Genomic DNA, 15,194 nt, shown 5'->3' with positions numbered 1-15,194 from the left:
GCAAAAGAACAGGGGAGAGCGACCGCGGCCCCGCGCCGGTGTGTGGGTGAACCGGAACAGCACGAGCCTCCCGCGCCGACTGGGCTTTCACCACCGTCATCTTGCTGCACTGCCAGAAGCGGGGGCCCGGATGGGCGAGATGGGGACGAATTCGCGCACTCGGACAGGGACGGCGAGTCGTGTGAGGCAGCACTCCGGCTCCACGCCGAGGCGCTGCGCTCCGGACGGATCGCGCGGACGGCCCTCGAACTGGCGCCTTGCCTCATCGAGTTGGCGCTGGTCCACCCCGATCCCCTGGAGTGTCGGGGACGGTCGAGGAGATGCCCCGACAGCGACGTACAACCAACCCCAGCCCCGGCTCGTCCAACTCCCGGACGCGAACCGCATCGCAGGGAGAAACCCGACATCATGCAGGCAATTCAGGACCACCGGCCCCCATCCCCCACCCGCATACGACCGGGGCGCCGGCTCCACATCCCGGTCGCGCTCGTGGCCGGGGCGGTGCTCGCGCTCGGCTCCGTCGCACCCGCCAGTGCCGACGAGCCGGAGACGGACCAGCTCTGGATCGCGGCGCCGTACGACCTCGTCCTGCCGACCGCGGACGCCGACGGCTCAGCGACCGCCAACACCGTCGACGTACAGCTCGGGCACGACAACACGCACAACTCCGTGACCGGCGGCCGTCTCACGGTCGACGCGTCCGAGCTCGCGGGTGTGGCCGAGGTCAGCTGGCCCTCGACCTGCGCGCCGGCCTCCGACGCCCTCACCGCGATCTGCGACTTCGGGTCCCTGGACGGCGCCCCATACGTCTCCGTCGCCCGAATCGGGCTGCGCGCCACGGCCGGCGCACCCGCCGACGCCACCGGCACCCTGCACTTCACCGCGGCGGCGGACAGCTCCTTCGGCCCCCTCACCGGGTATCCGACGGACACCCAGATCCGCCTCGGCGACGGCCCCGACCTCGGCGTGAGCCAGCTTCCGTACCGCACCGACGTCAAGCCCGGCACCGACCTCGCACAGCCGATCCGCCTGACCAACCACGGCAACCGCACCGCCGACCGCACCCTGTTGACCCTTTTCGCCTCGCACGGCCTGGAGTTCTCGCAGCGCTTCGGCAACTGCACGTACCTGGACGGGGACCCCGTCACCAACAAGAGCGGCGCCACGGCCGTCTGTGTCCTCGACGAGCCCGTCGCCCCGGGGCAGGTGTACGACCTGTCGGCGGCCGGCGCGGTCCGGGCGACGAATGCGGCGCTGTACGAACGGTTCGACTACTCGGTCGACCAGTTCTCCGAGGAGGCGTACGAGCAGGCCCTCTCGGGGCGGCCGTTCGTCCAGGGGACCGGTTCCGACCTCACCGCCACGCCCGTCCCCGCGGCCACCGAGCGGACCGCCGCAGTCGCCGAGCCCGACCTGAACCTCGGCGACAACTACCGCTCCACGCAGATCACGGCCACCAACAAGGCCGATCTGATCGCCCTCGCGAGCGACATCACGTCCGCCGCACCCGGTGACACGGTCACCGCCCGGATCGGCGTGAAGAACCGCGGCCCGGCCTGGGTCGCCTCCCTCGGCGCGGGCGCCTCCGTCGCGACGCTCGACGTCCGCATCCCGGAGGGCGCCACCGTCACCGGCAAGCCCAGCGCCTGCTACGAGACGGGTACGAACCGCTACACCTGCCGGACCCCGATCCTCCTCTGGGAGCAGGCCCGCTCCACGTTCGACTTCACCCTGCATGTCGACCGTCTCGTCGAGGGCGGAGCGCAGGGCTCGGTCGCCACGCTCAACGACGACCCGGAGCTGCGTATCTCGGCATTCGACCCCGAACTGGACAACAACACGGCCGAGTTCACCGTCACCGGCAGCTGATACGCCGTGGGGTGCGGGCGCCGGCCGGCCGATCAGCGCCCGGGCCGTCGAGGCGTCCCGCCCCACGCCGCCAGCAGCTCCTCCCGCTCCGCACGCTTGGGGGTGCGGCCCTGTTGCGTACGCCCCCAGTCGAGCAGCGCGGCAGGCGTGGCCCGGCCGTCAACATACGCATCGAGCAGGTCCTGCGACAGCCGGCACTCTGCGGGGCCGTAGAAGGCGGTGGGCGCGTACACGGTCAATTCCACTTCCTCCGTGGGGGTTTCGACGCGTACGAACATGGCGGGGCCGTCGTCGACCCCGCCGAACGCCGCTGTGATCACGGTGTCCAACAGAAGCCCGGCCGCCCTGCCCACCGAGGACCGGACGGGCGCGCCGACCACCGATACGCGCCGGATGCCGTCCCACGTCCACCGGCCGCCCTGGTCCGCCCCGAGCCCCGTCAGACCCTCCTCGGTGAGCAGCACGCCGGGGCCGGGTTCGTTCGGCGGGGCGCCTATGTGGGCCGCTGTGCCGGTGATCCAGAAGAGGCCGACCATGGACATGCGTGACTCCTGACTGTGCCACCGGGCGGCTCGCCCCGGCCCGGTGCGGTGCGGTGCGGTGGTGAATGAGCGGGGCCGGTGGCAGGCCCCCGCCCGATTGTCGCGAGCCCTGATCGGACGTGGGTCGGGTTTCGGCCGGGGCCCGGGGGCGTGCGCAGGACGGCGGGCGCACGGCGAAGGGCCGGGGAGCCGACCCGTAGGTCGGCTCCCCGGCCCTCAACGAAGCCAATCGTGAGCGAATCGCCCGGCCCCGCGGCCGAACTCGCTCAGTCCTTCGGCCGCTTCGGCCGCCAGACCACCAACGCGCTGGTCTGCTGCACATCCTGATACGGCACCAGATCGCGCCGGTACGAGGCATGCACCTGGGCCTCGCGCTGCTGCATCGCCGCCGCCGCGCCGTCCACGGCCGCCGAGAGTTCGGCGACGCGCTGCTGGAGGGCGGCGACCTGGTTCTCCAGTTCGATGATGCGCTTGATGCCGGCGAGATTGATGCCCTCGTCCTGCGACAGCTGCTGCACGGTACGCAGCAGCTCGATGTCGCGGGCCGAGTAGCGCCTGCCGCGCCCGGCCGTGCGGTCGGGGGAGACCAGGCCGAGGCGGTCGTACTGGCGCAGTGTCTGCGGATGGAGTCCCGAGAGCTGGGCCGCGATCGAGATCACGTACACCGGTGATTCATCGGTCAGTTCGTACGGATTGCGTCGTCGGCCGTCCACCTCAAGCTCCCTTCGCAGCCTGGAACAGCTCCGCCCGCGGATCGTGGCCCGCGGTCGCCTTCCGGTAGGCCTCCAGCGCGTCCCTGGCCTCGGTGCTCAGTTCCCCGGGCACCGTCACCTCGACGGTGACCAGCAGGTCGCCCCGGGTGCCGTCCTTGCGTACGGCGCCCTTGCCGCGGGCGCGCATCGTACGCCCGTTGGGGGTGCCGGCCGGCAGTTTCAGGGTGACCGGCGGACCGCCGAGCGTGGGCACCTTCACCTCGCCGCCGAGCGCCGCCTCCGTGAAGTCGACGGGCACGGTGACCGTGAGGTTGTCGCCCCTGCGGCCGAAGACCGGGTGGGCGTCGACATGGACCACGACGTACAGATCGCCGGCCGGTCCGCCGCGCTCGCCCGGGCCGCCCTTGCCGCGCAGCCGGATCCGCTGGCTGTCCGAGACGCCCGCCGGAATCCTGACCTGCATGGTCCGGGAGGACTTCGCCCGGCCGCTGCCCTTGCAGACATCGCAGGGGTCCTGGGCGATGAGGCCCCGGCCCTTGCAGTCCACGCAGGGGTCGGTGAGCGAGAAGCCGCCGCCGGTGCCGCGCGACACCTGGCCGGTGCCGAGACAGGTCGGGCAGACCCTGGGGGTGCCGTTCTTGTCACCGGTGCCGGAACACGCCTTGCAGGGCGCCTGGCTGGACATCCGCAACGGGACCGTGGCCCCCTCGACCGCCTCGGTGAAGCTGAGCGTCACCTCGGACTCGATGTCCTGGCCGCGGCGCGGCTGCACCCGCGTCCCCGTACCACCGCGGTTGAACAGGCCGCCGAAGACGTCGCCCAGACCGCCGCCGCCGCCGAAACCGCCGGCTCCGCCGCCCTGGCCCCCGCCCTGGGTGCCTCCGAAGAGGTCGCCCAGGTCGAAGTTGAAGTTGCCTCCGGCGCCTCCGGGTCCGGCCCTGAAGCCGCCGTTGCCGAAGAGGGCGCGCGCCTCGTCGTACTCCTTGCGCTTCTTGGAGTCGCCGAGGATGTCATTGGCCTCGGAGATCTCCTTGAAGCGCTCCTCCGCCTTGTCGTCGCCCTTGTTGGCGTCCGGGTGGAACTCACGGGCGAGCTTGCGGTACGCCTTCTTGATCTCGGCGTCGGTGGCGTCCTTGGGGACGCCGAGGACCTTGTAGTAGTCCTTCTCGACGAAGTCCTTCGTGCTCATCGACGTCCCTCCTTCCGGACGATCGGCCATGCGACCGGCCCGCTGGCCGGTCGCATGGCCGGGCGGTGGGCCGCGAGGTGGTCGGACGGAATGTCAGACCTCCTCGGTGCCACCGCTCTCCTCGTCGGTTGCCTTCTCTTCCTTGCCTGCGGCCGGCGCCGCACCCGGCTGGGGTTCGGCCACCGCCACCCGCGCGGGGCGGATGGTGCGCTCGCCGATCCGATACCCCGGCTGCAGGATCGCCACGCAGGTCGTCTCGGTGACATCCGGCGCGTACGAGTGCATCAGGGCTTCATGGATCGTCGGGTCGAAGGGCTCGCCCTCCTTGCCGAACTGCTGCAGGCCCAGCTTGGCAACGACCGTCTCCATTGATTCGGCCACCGACTTGAACCCGCCCACGAGCTCGCCGTGCTCACGGGCCCGGCCGATGTCGTCGAGCACGGGCAGGAGCTCGGACAGGAGACCCGCTACTGCGATCTCCTTGACCGTGGCCCGGTCCCGCTCGACGCGGCGACGGTAGTTCTGGTACTCGGCCTGGAGCCGCTGGAGGTCGCCCGTGCGCTCGTTGAGCGCGGTGCGGACCTGGTCCAGCTGGGCCGTCAGGCCGACTGTCTGTACTGAGTCCCCGGCCGGGGACGCCTCCTCCTCGGAAGAGGAAGGGGCGTCCTTCGGCTCAGCTCCGTCGGGGGTGACGCCGGAGGGGACGTCGGGCTTCTCCTCGAAGCCCGGAGTCTCCTCGGTCACACCGCACCGCCCTTCGCGTCCTTCTCGTCGTCCACGATCTCGGCGTCGACGACGTCGTCGTCGGCCTTGGCCTGCTGGGCGCCCGGCTGCGGGTCACCCTGCGGGCCTCCCTCGGCCTGGGCGTTGGCGTACATCGCCTGGCCCAGCTTCTGGGAGACGGCCGCGACCTTCTCGGTGGCGGTACGGATCTCGGCGGTGTCCTCGCCCTTGAGCTTCTCCTTCAGCTCGGTGAGCGCGGCCTCCACCTCCGTCTTCACGTCACCGGGGACCTTGTCCTCGTTGTCCTTGAGGAACTTCTCCGTCTGGTAGACGAGCTGCTCGCCCTGGTTGCGGGACTCGGCGGCCTCGCGGCGGCGGTGGTCCTCCTCCGCGTACTGCTCGGCCTCCTCACGCATCCGGTTGACCTCGTCCTTCGGCAGCGAGGAGCCGCCGGTGACGGTCATCTTCTGCTCCTTGCCGGTGCCGAGGTCCTTGGCGGCGACGTGCATGATGCCGTTCGCGTCGATGTCGAACGCGACCTCGATCTGCGGGACGCCACGCGGGGCCGGCGGCAGGCCGGTCAGCTCGAACATTCCGAGCTTCTTGTTGTACGCCGCGATCTCGCGCTCGCCCTGGTAGACCTGGATCTGCACGGACGGCTGGTTGTCCTCGGCCGTCGTGAAGATCTCCGAGCGCTTGGTCGGGATCGTGGTGTTGCGCTCGATGAGCTTCGTCATGATGCCGCCCTTGGTCTCGATACCGAGGGACAGCGGGGTGACGTCGAGCAGCAGGACGTCCTTGACCTCGCCCTTGAGGACGCCGGCCTGGAGCGAGGCGCCGATGGCGACGACCTCGTCCGGGTTCACACCCTTGTTGGCGTCCTGGCCACCGGTCAGCTCCTTGACGAGCTCGGCGACGGCCGGCATACGGGTGGAGCCACCGACGAGAACGACGTGGTCGATCTCGGAGAGCTGGATGCCCGCGTCCTTGATGACGTTGTGGAACGGGCTCTTGCAGCGGTCCAGGAGGTCAGCGGTGAGCTGCTGGAACTGCGAGCGCGTGAGCTTCTCGTCCAGGTGCAGCGGACCCTCGGCGGACGCCGTGATGTAGGGCAGGTTGATCGTGGTCTCGGTCGAGGACGAGAGCTCGATCTTCGCCTTCTCCGCGGCCTCGCGCAGACGCTGGAGAGCCATCTTGTCCTTGGACAGGTCCACACCGTGCCCGTTGGCGAACTGCTTCACCAGGTAGTCGACGACGCGCTGGTCCCAGTCGTCACCACCGAGGTGGTTGTCACCGTTGGTGGCCTTCACCTCGACGACGCCGTCGCCGATCTCCAGCAGCGACACGTCGAAGGTGCCGCCACCGAGGTCGAAGACGAGGATCGTCTGGTCGTCCTTGTCGAGGCCGTACGCCAGCGCGGCGGCCGTCGGCTCGTTGACGATACGCAGGACGTTCAGGCCCGCGATCTCGCCGGCCTCCTTCGTCGCCTGACGCTCGGAGTCGTTGAAGTACGCGGGGACGGTGATGACCGCGTCGGTCACCTTCTCGCCCAGGTACGACTCGGCGTCCCGCTTCAGCTTCTGCAGGATGAAGGCGCTCATCTGCTGCGGGTTGAAGCTCTTGCCGTCCAGGTCGATCTTCCAGTCAGTGCCCATGTGGCGCTTGACGGAGCGGATGGTCCTGTCGACGTTGGTCACTGCCTGGCGCTTGGCGACCTCGCCGACCAGCACCTCGCCGTTCTTCGCGAAGGCGACGACGGACGGCGTGGTCCTGGCGCCCTCTGCGTTGGTGATGACGGTGGGCTCGCCGCCTTCGAGAACGCTGACGACGGAGTTAGTCGTGCCCAGGTCGATGCCGACCGCACGTGCCATTTCAATTCCTCCAGCTTGACTACTTGAGTGGAACTGACTCAAGGATGCATGACACCCGTCCCAGTGTCAACAGAGTTGAGTCGAGCAGACTCAACTATCGTGCACGCACCTCGCTTATCGTGCACACACCTCGCTCGCACAAGGAGATCGGGGGCGACACCCGCCCGCCCTGCGGGCCGCGCACCCCGTCCCCATCATCGCGCCATGGGATCGTTCTGTCACAAAATGCCGTGAGCCACGCAAAACCGGCACTCGATCCGCCCGATCCCCAGGCAGGTGCGAACGATGCAGACACAGAGGCCGAGACGGAGACAGGGGCGGAGGCCGGTCCGCATGCCGGTCCGTGTGCGGGCACAGCCTTGGGAGTGGACATGGGAGCGGCTGCGGGAATGGAGGCGGGCGTGGCCGTCGGCCAAGCGCGTACTGGACCTGACCCTCGGCTCGGTCCTGCTGGCCCTGGCCGCCCCCCTGCTCGCCGTGGGCGCCCTCGCCCTCGCGGCGCAGCGGCTCCCCGGCGGCGTACTGACCCGCTCGCCCCGGATCGGTCTGGGCGGCCGCCTCTTCGTACTGCACTCGCTGCGCACCCGGCGGCTGCGGCTGGATCTGCTCTCCCGGCTGCCGCACGTCGTACGGGGGGAGCTCTCCCTGGTCGGTCCGGAGCCCCTGACGCCGGACGACGAGCGGGCCCGGACCCCCGGAGTCTCCGGAGCTGTTGCCGGTACCCCCGGAACCTCCGGCTCCGCCGCCGCGAGACACTGGCGGCAGGAACTGAAACCGGGCCTCACCGGCCTGGCGCAGGTACGCTCCCGCTCCGGAATGCCGTGGGACGAGCCGGCCCTGCTCGACCAGCATTACGCCGAGCACCTCTGGGTGGGACTCGACCTGGCCATCCTGGCGAGAGCCGTACACGCTCCGCTGCGCAGGGCGATCCGCGGACTCACCCGGCGCGGCAAGGCACACCTGAGCGACACAGATCACCGCCGGTGCGGCTACAGCGCGGCGGAATAAGTGGATAGTGTCAGCACAGACTGATTAAGTTACTGCTTAGTAATCGCCAGTATTCGCATGTAGACGCTGGATCCCACCCTCGCAGGCCCGAGGAGCCCCCAAATGCAACTCGCCGCGATCATCGTGTCGCTGGTGCTGACCGTGGTCGGCGTTGCGCTCATCGCCCGAGCTGTCGCGCAGATCTACCGGTTCGTCAAGCTCGGACAGCCGGTCCCGGCAGGCAGCCGCACCGACAACATCAAGCAGCGCACGATCACCCTGGCCAAGGAGTTCCTCGGCCACACCCGGATGAACCGGTGGGGGATCGTCGGCTTCGCGCACTGGTTCGTCGCCATCGGCTTCCTGACGCTGCCGCCGACGCTGCTCCAGGCGTACGGACAGCTCTTCAAAGCCGACTGGGTGCTGCCGATCATCGGTGAATGGCTGCCGTTCGAGATGTACATCGAGTTCATCGGTCTGATGACGACGGTCGGCATCCTCGTGCTGATCGCCATCCGGCTGCTGAACCTGCCCTCCCGGGCCGGCCGCAAGTCGCGTTTCGCGGGCTCCAAGGCCTGGCAGGCGTACTTCGTCGAGTACGTCATCCTCGTCATCGGCCTGGCGATCCTGACCCTGCGCGGCCTTGAGGGCGCGATCCACCACGTCGAGGGCTACGAGGCCGCGTACTTCGTCTCGTACCCCCTGGTCCTGGCGTTCAAGGGTCTCGCGCTCGGCACGCTGCAGAATCTCATCTACTTCACCGCGATGATCAAGATCGGCACCTCGCTGATCTGGATGATCACGGTCTCGCTCAACACCAACATGGGTGTCGCCTGGCACCGCTTCCTCGCCTTCCCGAACATCTGGTTCAAGCGGAACGCGGACGGCGCGGTCGCGCTCGGCGCGCTGCAGCCGATGGCGTCGGGCGGCAAGGAGATCGACTTCGAGGACCCGGGCGAGGACGACATCTTCGGTGTCTCCCAGGTCGAGCAGTTCTCCTGGAAGGGCATCCTCGACTTCTCCACGTGTACGGAGTGCGGTCGCTGCCAGTCGCAGTGCCCGGCCTGGAACACGGGCAAGCCGCTCTCCCCGAAGCTCCTGATCATGTCGCTGCGCGACCACGCGCACGCCAAGGCCCCGTACCTGCTGGCCGGTGGCGGCAAGGACATGGAGGGCAACGAGAGGGCGTCCGAGGAGCAGCTGAAGGACGTCCCGGCCGCGGCTCTGGCGGAGGCCGAGCGCCCGCTCATCGGCACGGTCGAGGAGAACGGCGTCATCGACCCGGACGTGCTGTGGTCCTGCACCACCTGCGGTGCGTGCGTGGAGCAGTGCCCGGTCGACATCGAGCACATCGACCACATCGTCGACATGCGCCGCTACCAGGTGATGATCGAGTCCGCGTTCCCGTCCGAGGCGGGCACGATGCTCAAGAACCTGGAGAAGAAGGGCAACCCCTGGGGGCTTGCCAAGAAGCAGCGCGTCGAGTGGACCAAGGAGGTCGACTTCGAGGTCCCGATCGTCGGCAAGGACGTCGAGGACCTGTCCGAGATCGACTACCTGTACTGGGTCGGCTGCGCCGGCGCTCTCGAAGACCGGGCCAAGAAGACCACCAAGGCCTTCGCGGAACTCCTCCACATCGCGGGCGTCAAGTTCGCGATCATGGGCGGCGACGAGAAGTGCACCGGTGACTCGGCCCGCCGCCTGGGCAACGAGCCGCTGTTCCAGCAGCTCGGCCAGGAGAACGTCGCGATGCTGAACATGGCGTTCGGCGAGGACGACGACGACCCGGAGACGAAGAAGCCGAAGTCGTCGAAGAAGATCGTCGCGACCTGTCCGCACTGCTTCAACACCATCGCGAACGAGTACCCACAGCTCGGCGGCGAGTACGAGGTCATCCACCACACCCAGCTGCTCCAGCACCTCATCGACGAGGGCAAGCTGATCCCGGTGACCCCGGTCGAGGGCCTGATCACGTACCACGACCCGTGCTACCTGGGCCGTCACAACAAGATCTACACCCCGCCGCGCGAGATCATGTCCGCCGTCCCGGGCCTGCGCCAGCAGGAGATGCACCGCCACAAGGAGCGCGGCTTCTGCTGCGGCGCCGGTGGTGCCCGGATGTGGATGGAGGAGCGGATCGGCAAGCGCATCAACAACGAGCGCGTCGACGAAGCTCTGTCGTTGAACCCCGACATCGTCTCCACCGCCTGCCCGTTCTGCCTCGTCATGCTGACCGACTCGGTCAACGGCAAGAAGAACGACGGCAAGGCGAAGGAGTCGGTCCAGGTGGTCGACGTATCGCAGCTGCTGCTGGACTCCGTGAAGACCCCGGCCGACCCGGCCGGCGAGGCGGAGCCGGCGGACGCACCGGAGCCCGAGCCGGTGAAGTAGCTCAGGCTGTCGTGCGACAGAAGCGGCCGGACCTGCCTCGGGGGCAGGACCGGCCGCTTCTGCTTTCCCGTGCGGATACGCATGGGACCAACCCCCCAGGGTTCCCCTAGGGGATGTCACAGCTCGGCCGCAATGGCGGGCAGGTTCCCCAGGCCCTCTCACCGCACCCGCGCGGACCAGGTACGTTCGACGACGTGGCTGGATTCAGGATCGGACGCGGCCGGGACAACCGCACCCCGCAGCAAGCGCAACAGCAACCGCGGCAGCAGCCGTACGGCACACAGGCACCACCGCCGTACGCCCAGCAGCCATGGCCGCCGACGGGAGGCAACGGCGCCCCGCCCCCGTACAACAACGGCAGGCCCAACAGCGGCAGGCCCGACAACGGCAGACACGACGGCGGCTACGGCAACGGCTACAACGGCGGCGGGCACGGCGAGCCGGAGTACTTCGGCGACCCGTACCAGCAGCCCCACCACCCCCACGGGTCTCCCCAGCAAGGCGACCCGTACGCCAACTCCCCCGGCCACACCCAGGCGTTCAGCATCGGCGAGGACCCGTACGGCGACGGCAACACCTACCGCGCCGGCCAGGCCCCCGCCCAGCCCGCAGGTCCGCGGCTGCCGTGGAAGGACCTGCTCACCGGCATCGTGCTGCGCCCGGGACCGACGTTCTGGCAGATGCGCGACTACCCGGTCTGGGGCCCGGCGCTCATCATCACGTTCCTGTACGGCCTGCTCGCCCTCTTCGGCTTCGACCAGGCCCGGGACGACGCGATCCACGCGACGATCTCCACAGCGGTCCCCTACGTCGTCATCACGGGCATCGGCTTCGTCATCGGCGGCCTGGTCCTGGGCGCGGTCACGCACACGCTCGCCCGCCAGCTCGGCGGCGACGGCTCCTGGCAGCCGACCGTGGGCCTCTCCATGCTGATCATGTCGATCACGGACGCACCCCGCCTGATATTCGCGCTCTTCCTCGGCGGCGAGAACTCCCTGGTCCAGGTCCTCGGCTGGATCACCTGGCTGGCCTCGGCCGCGCTCTTCACCTCGATGGTGAGCAAGTCGCACGACCTGCCGTGGCCGAAGGCACTGGGCGCATCCGCGATCCAGCTGATCGCGCTGCTGTCGATCATCAAGCTGGGCACGATCTGACGCTCCTGCCCGCACAGACACAACGGAACCCCTGGGGCACAGACCCCAGGGGTTCTTCCGTCTCTTCGGGCGTCACGCACCACGCACCACGCGTCACGCGTCACGCGTCACGCGTCACGCGTCACGCGTCGAGAACCTGCCCGCTGCGCTGCACGACGGGCTTGTCCACGCTCCACGGGAAGTTGATCCAGCGATCGGTCTTCTTCCACACGTACTCGCACTTCACGAGCGAATGCGACTTCTCGTAGATGACCGCGCTGCGCACCTCGGCAACATGATCGATACAGAAATCGCGCACGAGCTTCAGCGTCTTCCCGGTATCGGCGACGTCGTCGGCGATCAGGACCTTCTTGTCCGAGAAGTCGATGGCATTCGGAACGGGCGCCAGCATGACCGGCATTTCCAGGGTGGTGCCCACCCCGGTATAGAACTCCACGTTCACCAGATGAATGTTCTTGCAGTCCAGGGCATAAGCGAGCCCGCCCGCGACGAATACCCCGCCCCGCGCGATGCTCAGCACGACATCGGGCTCGAATCCGTCGTCGGCCACGGTCTGCGCCAGCTCACGCACGGCATGACCGAACCCCTCGTACGTCAGGTTCTCCCGCACATCATCGTTCATCCGGCATCACACCTGGGTCCGGTGGAAATTCAGGAACGAACGCGACGCGGTCGGCCCGCGCTGGCCCTGGTACCGCGATCCGTACCGCTCGGAGCCGTACGGGAACTCCGAAGGCGAGCTCAGCCGGAACATGCACAGCTGCCCGATCTTCATCCCCGGCCACAGCTTTATCGGCAACGTCGCGAGATTCGACAGCTCCAGGGTCACGTGCCCGGAGAAACCGGGGTCGATGAACCCGGCGGTCGAATGCGTCACAAGACCGAGCCGCCCCAGCGAACTCTTGCCCTCCAGCCGCGACGCAAGATCGTCGGGCAGCGAGATGACCTCGTACGTCGAAGCGAGCACGAACTCACCGGGGTGCAGGATGAACGCCTCGTCCCCGTCCGGCTCGACCATGCGCGTCAGATCGGCCTGCTCGACGGCTGGATCAATATGTGGATAGCGGTGGTTCTCGAACACCCGGAAGTAGCGGTCGAGCCGCACATCGATGCTCGAGGGCTGCACCATCGACACATCGAACGGATCAATGCGTACACGTCCGGCGTCGATCTCGGCCCGGATGTCCTTATCTGAGAGAAGCACGCCCCGAGGATACGCAGAACGCGCGGGCCCGCCCCAATCCGGGACCGCCCCGCGCGCCTGTCACCGCTCCTACCGCTCCTCGAACACCACAGGCACGGCATGCCGCAGCCGCGCACAACGAGGACAGCGAATGAGCCGCCCGGGACCGATCCGCCCGGACCCGAGCTGCTGCATCGGGAACGAAGCGGTAGCGAAAACGTGCCCTTCGGCACAGCGGACGACGGTGCGCTCCACGGAGTCCATCAAGTCCCTTCCCCAACAAGCCTTGGACGAGAAAGCCACATTAGGGGATGAACAGGACGCCACTCCAGGCGGCACTCCGACCACCCACGCTACGCCCTCAACTCCCTCCCATGGCACCCGCATCCACCCTCCCCCACAACAGAAAGGCCCACGGCTCAAACGCCGGGGACCTGGCATGGGGTACAGTGTGGGACGATGCACCGCCGATCAACGGCGCGCTTCGCGGGTGTAGTTTAATGGTAGAACATGAGCTTCCCAAGCTCAGAGCGCGAGTTCGATTCTCGTCACCCGCTCTGCAATGAAGGCCCTGGTCAGCGACCGGGGCCTTGCTTGTTGTCTAGACCATTTAGAGGGCTCCGTGCCCTCCGCGTGCCCTAAGTTGCCCGAAAGCGCTGGTTCGCGAGCCGTTCACGACCCGCCCCAGAGAACACTTGTCCAGATATCTCGAATCACGAGACTGAAGTTCCCGCTTGATCTTGGACAGCGGTTGTTTACGCTGCGGGGGTGAATTCGTGCTGCAGCCTGGCTCGGGTTTCGAGTGGGGTGAGGTACCCGAACTCGGGGTGCTTGCGGAGCCTGGTGCGGTTGTACTCGACCTCGATGAAGCGGAAGACGTCGGCGCGGGCCGCCTCACGGCTCTCCCAGACGGCGGTGCCGATCTCCGCTTTCAGTAGACCGAAGAAGCTCTCGGCTGCGGCGTTATCGTAGCATATGCCGGTTCGTCCCATACTTTGTTTCAGGTTCAACTCCCGTAGCTCGCGGCGGAATTCGCCACTCGTGTATTCGCTTCCGCGGTCGGTGTGCATGATGCAGCCGCCCTGAAGGTCGCCGCGGCCGGCAGCCATCCGCAGCGCGTCGGTGACCAGCTCGGCACGGTGGTGTTCGGCCATCGCGTACCCGATCACCTCGCGCGTCGCCAGGTCCATGACGGTCGCGAGATACCACCAGCCCTCGATCGTCGGCAGATAGGTGATGTCGCCGACGAGCTTCGTGCCGGACCGGGTAGCGGTGAAGTCGCGGCCAACCAGGTCCGGAGCCGGTGCGGCCTTGGTGTCCTGCTGCGTCAGGTGGCGGCGTCTGCGGCGGGTGACGCCGCGGATGTCGCGCTCGCGCATGATCCGCTCGACCTTCTTCCGGTTGATCGCATGGCCCTTGCGCCGCAGCGCGGCGTGCACGCGCGGGGCGCCGTAGGCACCCCGGGAGGAGGCGTGGATCTCGCGGATCTCCTCGGTCAACTCGTCCTCGGCACACTGCCGTTCGGCCGCTGTCGGCCGGGCCGCCAGCCAGGAGTAGTAGGTGGAGCGGTTGATCCCCGTGACGCGGCACAGCAAAGCCACGCTGTAGCCGTCGGGGTTGGCCTCGGCGGCCTTCTCCGCGTCGACGAAACGGCACAGAGTGCTTACTTCATCGTTTCCCTCGCGAAGAAGGCCGCGGTGAGGTCAATGGGTCGGTGCAACATCCCAGGTAGAACGGTTACTGGAGGTGTTGCTGGGTGGCGAGGATCGGGCGTCCGGGGTTGTCGGACGAGCAGAAGCGTGAAGTGTGGCGGCGATGGCGGGACGGGCAGTCGCTGAGCGAGATCGGGCGTGCGCTGGGCAAGGTGCCCGGGTCAATCCACGGGGTGGTCGCGGCGAACGGCGGTTTTGTCCCGGCGGCCAGGACCCGATCGGCCGGGGTGCTGTCGCTGGCGGAGCGGGAGGAGATCTCCCGGGGCTTGGCCGCTGCTGACTCCTTCCGGGCGATCGCGGGTCGGCTGGGGCGGGCGCCGTCCACGGTCAGCCGTGAGGTGGGGCGTCACGGCGGGCGTGAGAAGTACCGGGCCGCTCGCGCGGACGAGGGCGCCTGGGGCAATGCCCGGCGCCCGAAGTCCTGTCTGCTGCAACAGAGTCCAGCCTTGCGGGACACGGTCGCGGGCAAGCTGAAGGAGGACTGGTCGCCGCGTCAGATCGCAGGCTGGCTCGCCCGCACCTTCGCGCCCGAGGACGGTATGTACGTGTCTCACGAGACGATCTACAAGAGCCTGTTCATCCAGGCCCGAGGCGTACTGAAGAAGGAGCTTGTCTCCCATCTGCGCCGCCGACGCACGATGCGCCGCTCGAAGAACGCCTCCACCGCAGGTCAGCAGCGCGGCTGCATCCGCGACGCGGTCTCCATCCGCGAGCGTCCGGCCGAGGCCGAGGACCGGGCTGTTCCCGGCCACTGGGAAGGCGACCGTGCGACACGAAGTTGCACGAATTTGAGTGGACTGGCCGATTGGAGAGGCAGTTGATGAAGCTGTAGGTGCAGTCACGGGTCTGTGTCCATAAGA

Annotated in this window: 13 protein-coding genes and 1 tRNA gene; 6 read left to right on the top strand and 8 right to left on the bottom strand. The window is 68.2% G+C overall.

Annotated elements, in window-relative coordinates; translation table 11 throughout:
• Positions 1–408 precede the first annotated feature (408 nt).
• A complete protein-coding gene (locus tag ACGFU7_RS30670) occupies positions 409–1,869 on the top strand; it encodes a hypothetical protein (protein WP_393700056.1) in 1,461 nt (486 codons plus the stop codon).
• A gap of 32 nt (positions 1,870–1,901) precedes the next feature.
• Here the strand turns inward: ACGFU7_RS30670 and ACGFU7_RS30665 are convergent, their stop codons facing one another.
• From ACGFU7_RS30665 to dnaK, 5 genes are all read right to left on the bottom strand, one after another.
• On the bottom strand, positions 1,902–2,411 hold the full coding sequence (locus ACGFU7_RS30665; RefSeq protein WP_393700055.1) for a hypothetical protein: 510 nt from the start codon (positions 2,409–2,411) through the stop codon (positions 1,902–1,904).
• A gap of 266 nt (positions 2,412–2,677) precedes the next feature.
• Positions 2,678–3,124, bottom strand: a complete 447-nt coding sequence (locus ACGFU7_RS30660; RefSeq protein WP_018522258.1) for a heat shock protein transcriptional repressor HspR — start codon at positions 3,122–3,124, stop codon at positions 2,678–2,680.
• A gap of 1 nt (position 3,125) precedes the next feature.
• Complete coding sequence (dnaJ, locus tag ACGFU7_RS30655) at positions 3,126–4,313, bottom strand: molecular chaperone DnaJ (RefSeq protein WP_393700053.1); 1,188 nt, start codon at positions 4,311–4,313, stop codon at positions 3,126–3,128.
• Positions 4,314–4,406: 93 nt separating this feature from the next.
• Positions 4,407–5,057, bottom strand: a complete 651-nt coding sequence (gene grpE, locus ACGFU7_RS30650) for a nucleotide exchange factor GrpE (protein WP_393700051.1) — start codon at positions 5,055–5,057, stop codon at positions 4,407–4,409.
• The gene (dnaK, locus tag ACGFU7_RS30645) at positions 5,054–6,907 is read right to left on the bottom strand and encodes a molecular chaperone DnaK (protein WP_393700049.1); all 1,854 of its coding nucleotides are present in this window, start codon (positions 6,905–6,907) and stop codon (positions 5,054–5,056) included. The genes grpE and dnaK overlap by 4 nt, the downstream gene beginning before the upstream one ends.
• 333 nt (positions 6,908–7,240) lie before the next feature.
• Here dnaK and ACGFU7_RS30640 point away from each other — a divergent pair, with 333 nt between their 5' ends.
• From ACGFU7_RS30640 to ACGFU7_RS30630, 3 genes are all read left to right on the top strand, one after another.
• A complete protein-coding gene (locus ACGFU7_RS30640; protein WP_393700047.1) occupies positions 7,241–7,915 on the top strand; it encodes a sugar transferase in 675 nt (224 codons plus the stop codon).
• A 102-nt stretch (positions 7,916–8,017) separates the two neighbouring features.
• A complete protein-coding gene (locus tag ACGFU7_RS30635) occupies positions 8,018–10,285 on the top strand; it encodes a (Fe-S)-binding protein (protein WP_393700045.1) in 2,268 nt (755 codons plus the stop codon).
• Positions 10,286–10,479: 194 nt separating this feature from the next.
• A complete protein-coding gene (locus ACGFU7_RS30630; RefSeq protein WP_393700043.1) occupies positions 10,480–11,439 on the top strand; it encodes a YIP1 family protein in 960 nt (319 codons plus the stop codon).
• Between the two features lie 121 nt (positions 11,440–11,560).
• Here ACGFU7_RS30630 and ACGFU7_RS30625 read toward each other — a convergent pair whose 3' ends face one another.
• Positions 11,561–12,061 carry a phosphoribosyltransferase gene (locus ACGFU7_RS30625; RefSeq protein WP_393700042.1) on the bottom strand — a complete coding sequence of 167 codons (501 nt, stop codon included), beginning with the start codon at positions 12,059–12,061 and terminating at the stop codon, positions 11,561–11,563.
• A gap of 6 nt (positions 12,062–12,067) precedes the next feature.
• Entirely contained in the window at positions 12,068–12,643 is a 576-nt protein-coding gene (dcd, locus tag ACGFU7_RS30620) for a dCTP deaminase (RefSeq protein WP_393700040.1), read from the bottom strand.
• A gap of 465 nt (positions 12,644–13,108) precedes the next feature.
• On the opposite strand from dcd, the gene ACGFU7_RS30615 reads away from it, so the two are divergent.
• A tRNA-Gly gene (locus tag ACGFU7_RS30615) sits at positions 13,109–13,179 on the top strand.
• 198 nt (positions 13,180–13,377) lie between these two features.
• Here ACGFU7_RS30615 and ACGFU7_RS30610 read toward each other — a convergent pair.
• The gene (locus ACGFU7_RS30610; RefSeq protein WP_393700224.1) at positions 13,378–14,280 is read right to left on the bottom strand and encodes an IS3 family transposase; all 903 of its coding nucleotides are present in this window, start codon (positions 14,278–14,280) and stop codon (positions 13,378–13,380) included.
• Positions 14,281–14,378: 98 nt separating this feature from the next.
• Between ACGFU7_RS30610 and ACGFU7_RS30605 the strand changes: the two genes are divergently transcribed.
• Positions 14,379–15,155 (top strand): IS30 family transposase, encoded by a 777-nt coding sequence (locus ACGFU7_RS30605; protein ID WP_393700038.1) that lies wholly within the window; start codon positions 14,379–14,381, stop codon positions 15,153–15,155.
• The last annotated feature ends 39 nt before the right edge of the window (positions 15,156–15,194 follow it).

Source organism: Streptomyces sp. NPDC048473 (assembly GCF_043200155.1).
GTDB lineage: Bacteria > Actinomycetota > Actinomycetes > Streptomycetales > Streptomycetaceae > Streptomyces.
This window is presented reverse-complemented; position numbering and strand designations above follow the sequence as displayed.

What these genes read in the sequence shown, in the direction of transcription:
- dnaK (WP_393700049.1), bottom strand. Translation starts at nt 6,907, where the DNA reads ATGGCACGTGCGGTCGGCATCGACCTGGGCACGACTAACTCCGTCGTC.
- ACGFU7_RS30670 (WP_393700056.1), top strand. Translation starts at nt 409, where the DNA reads ATGCAGGCAATTCAGGACCACCGGCCCCCATCCCCCACCCGCATACGA.
- ACGFU7_RS30625 (WP_393700042.1), bottom strand. Translation starts at nt 12,061, where the DNA reads ATGAACGATGATGTGCGGGAGAACCTGACGTACGAGGGGTTCGGTCAT.
- ACGFU7_RS30665 (WP_393700055.1), bottom strand. Translation starts at nt 2,411, where the DNA reads ATGTCCATGGTCGGCCTCTTCTGGATCACCGGCACAGCGGCCCACATA.
- ACGFU7_RS30640 (WP_393700047.1), top strand. Translation starts at nt 7,241, where the DNA reads ATGCCGGTCCGTGTGCGGGCACAGCCTTGGGAGTGGACATGGGAGCGG.
- dnaJ (WP_393700053.1), bottom strand. Translation starts at nt 4,313, where the DNA reads ATGAGCACGAAGGACTTCGTCGAGAAGGACTACTACAAGGTCCTCGGC.
- ACGFU7_RS30635 (WP_393700045.1), top strand. Translation starts at nt 8,018, where the DNA reads ATGCAACTCGCCGCGATCATCGTGTCGCTGGTGCTGACCGTGGTCGGC.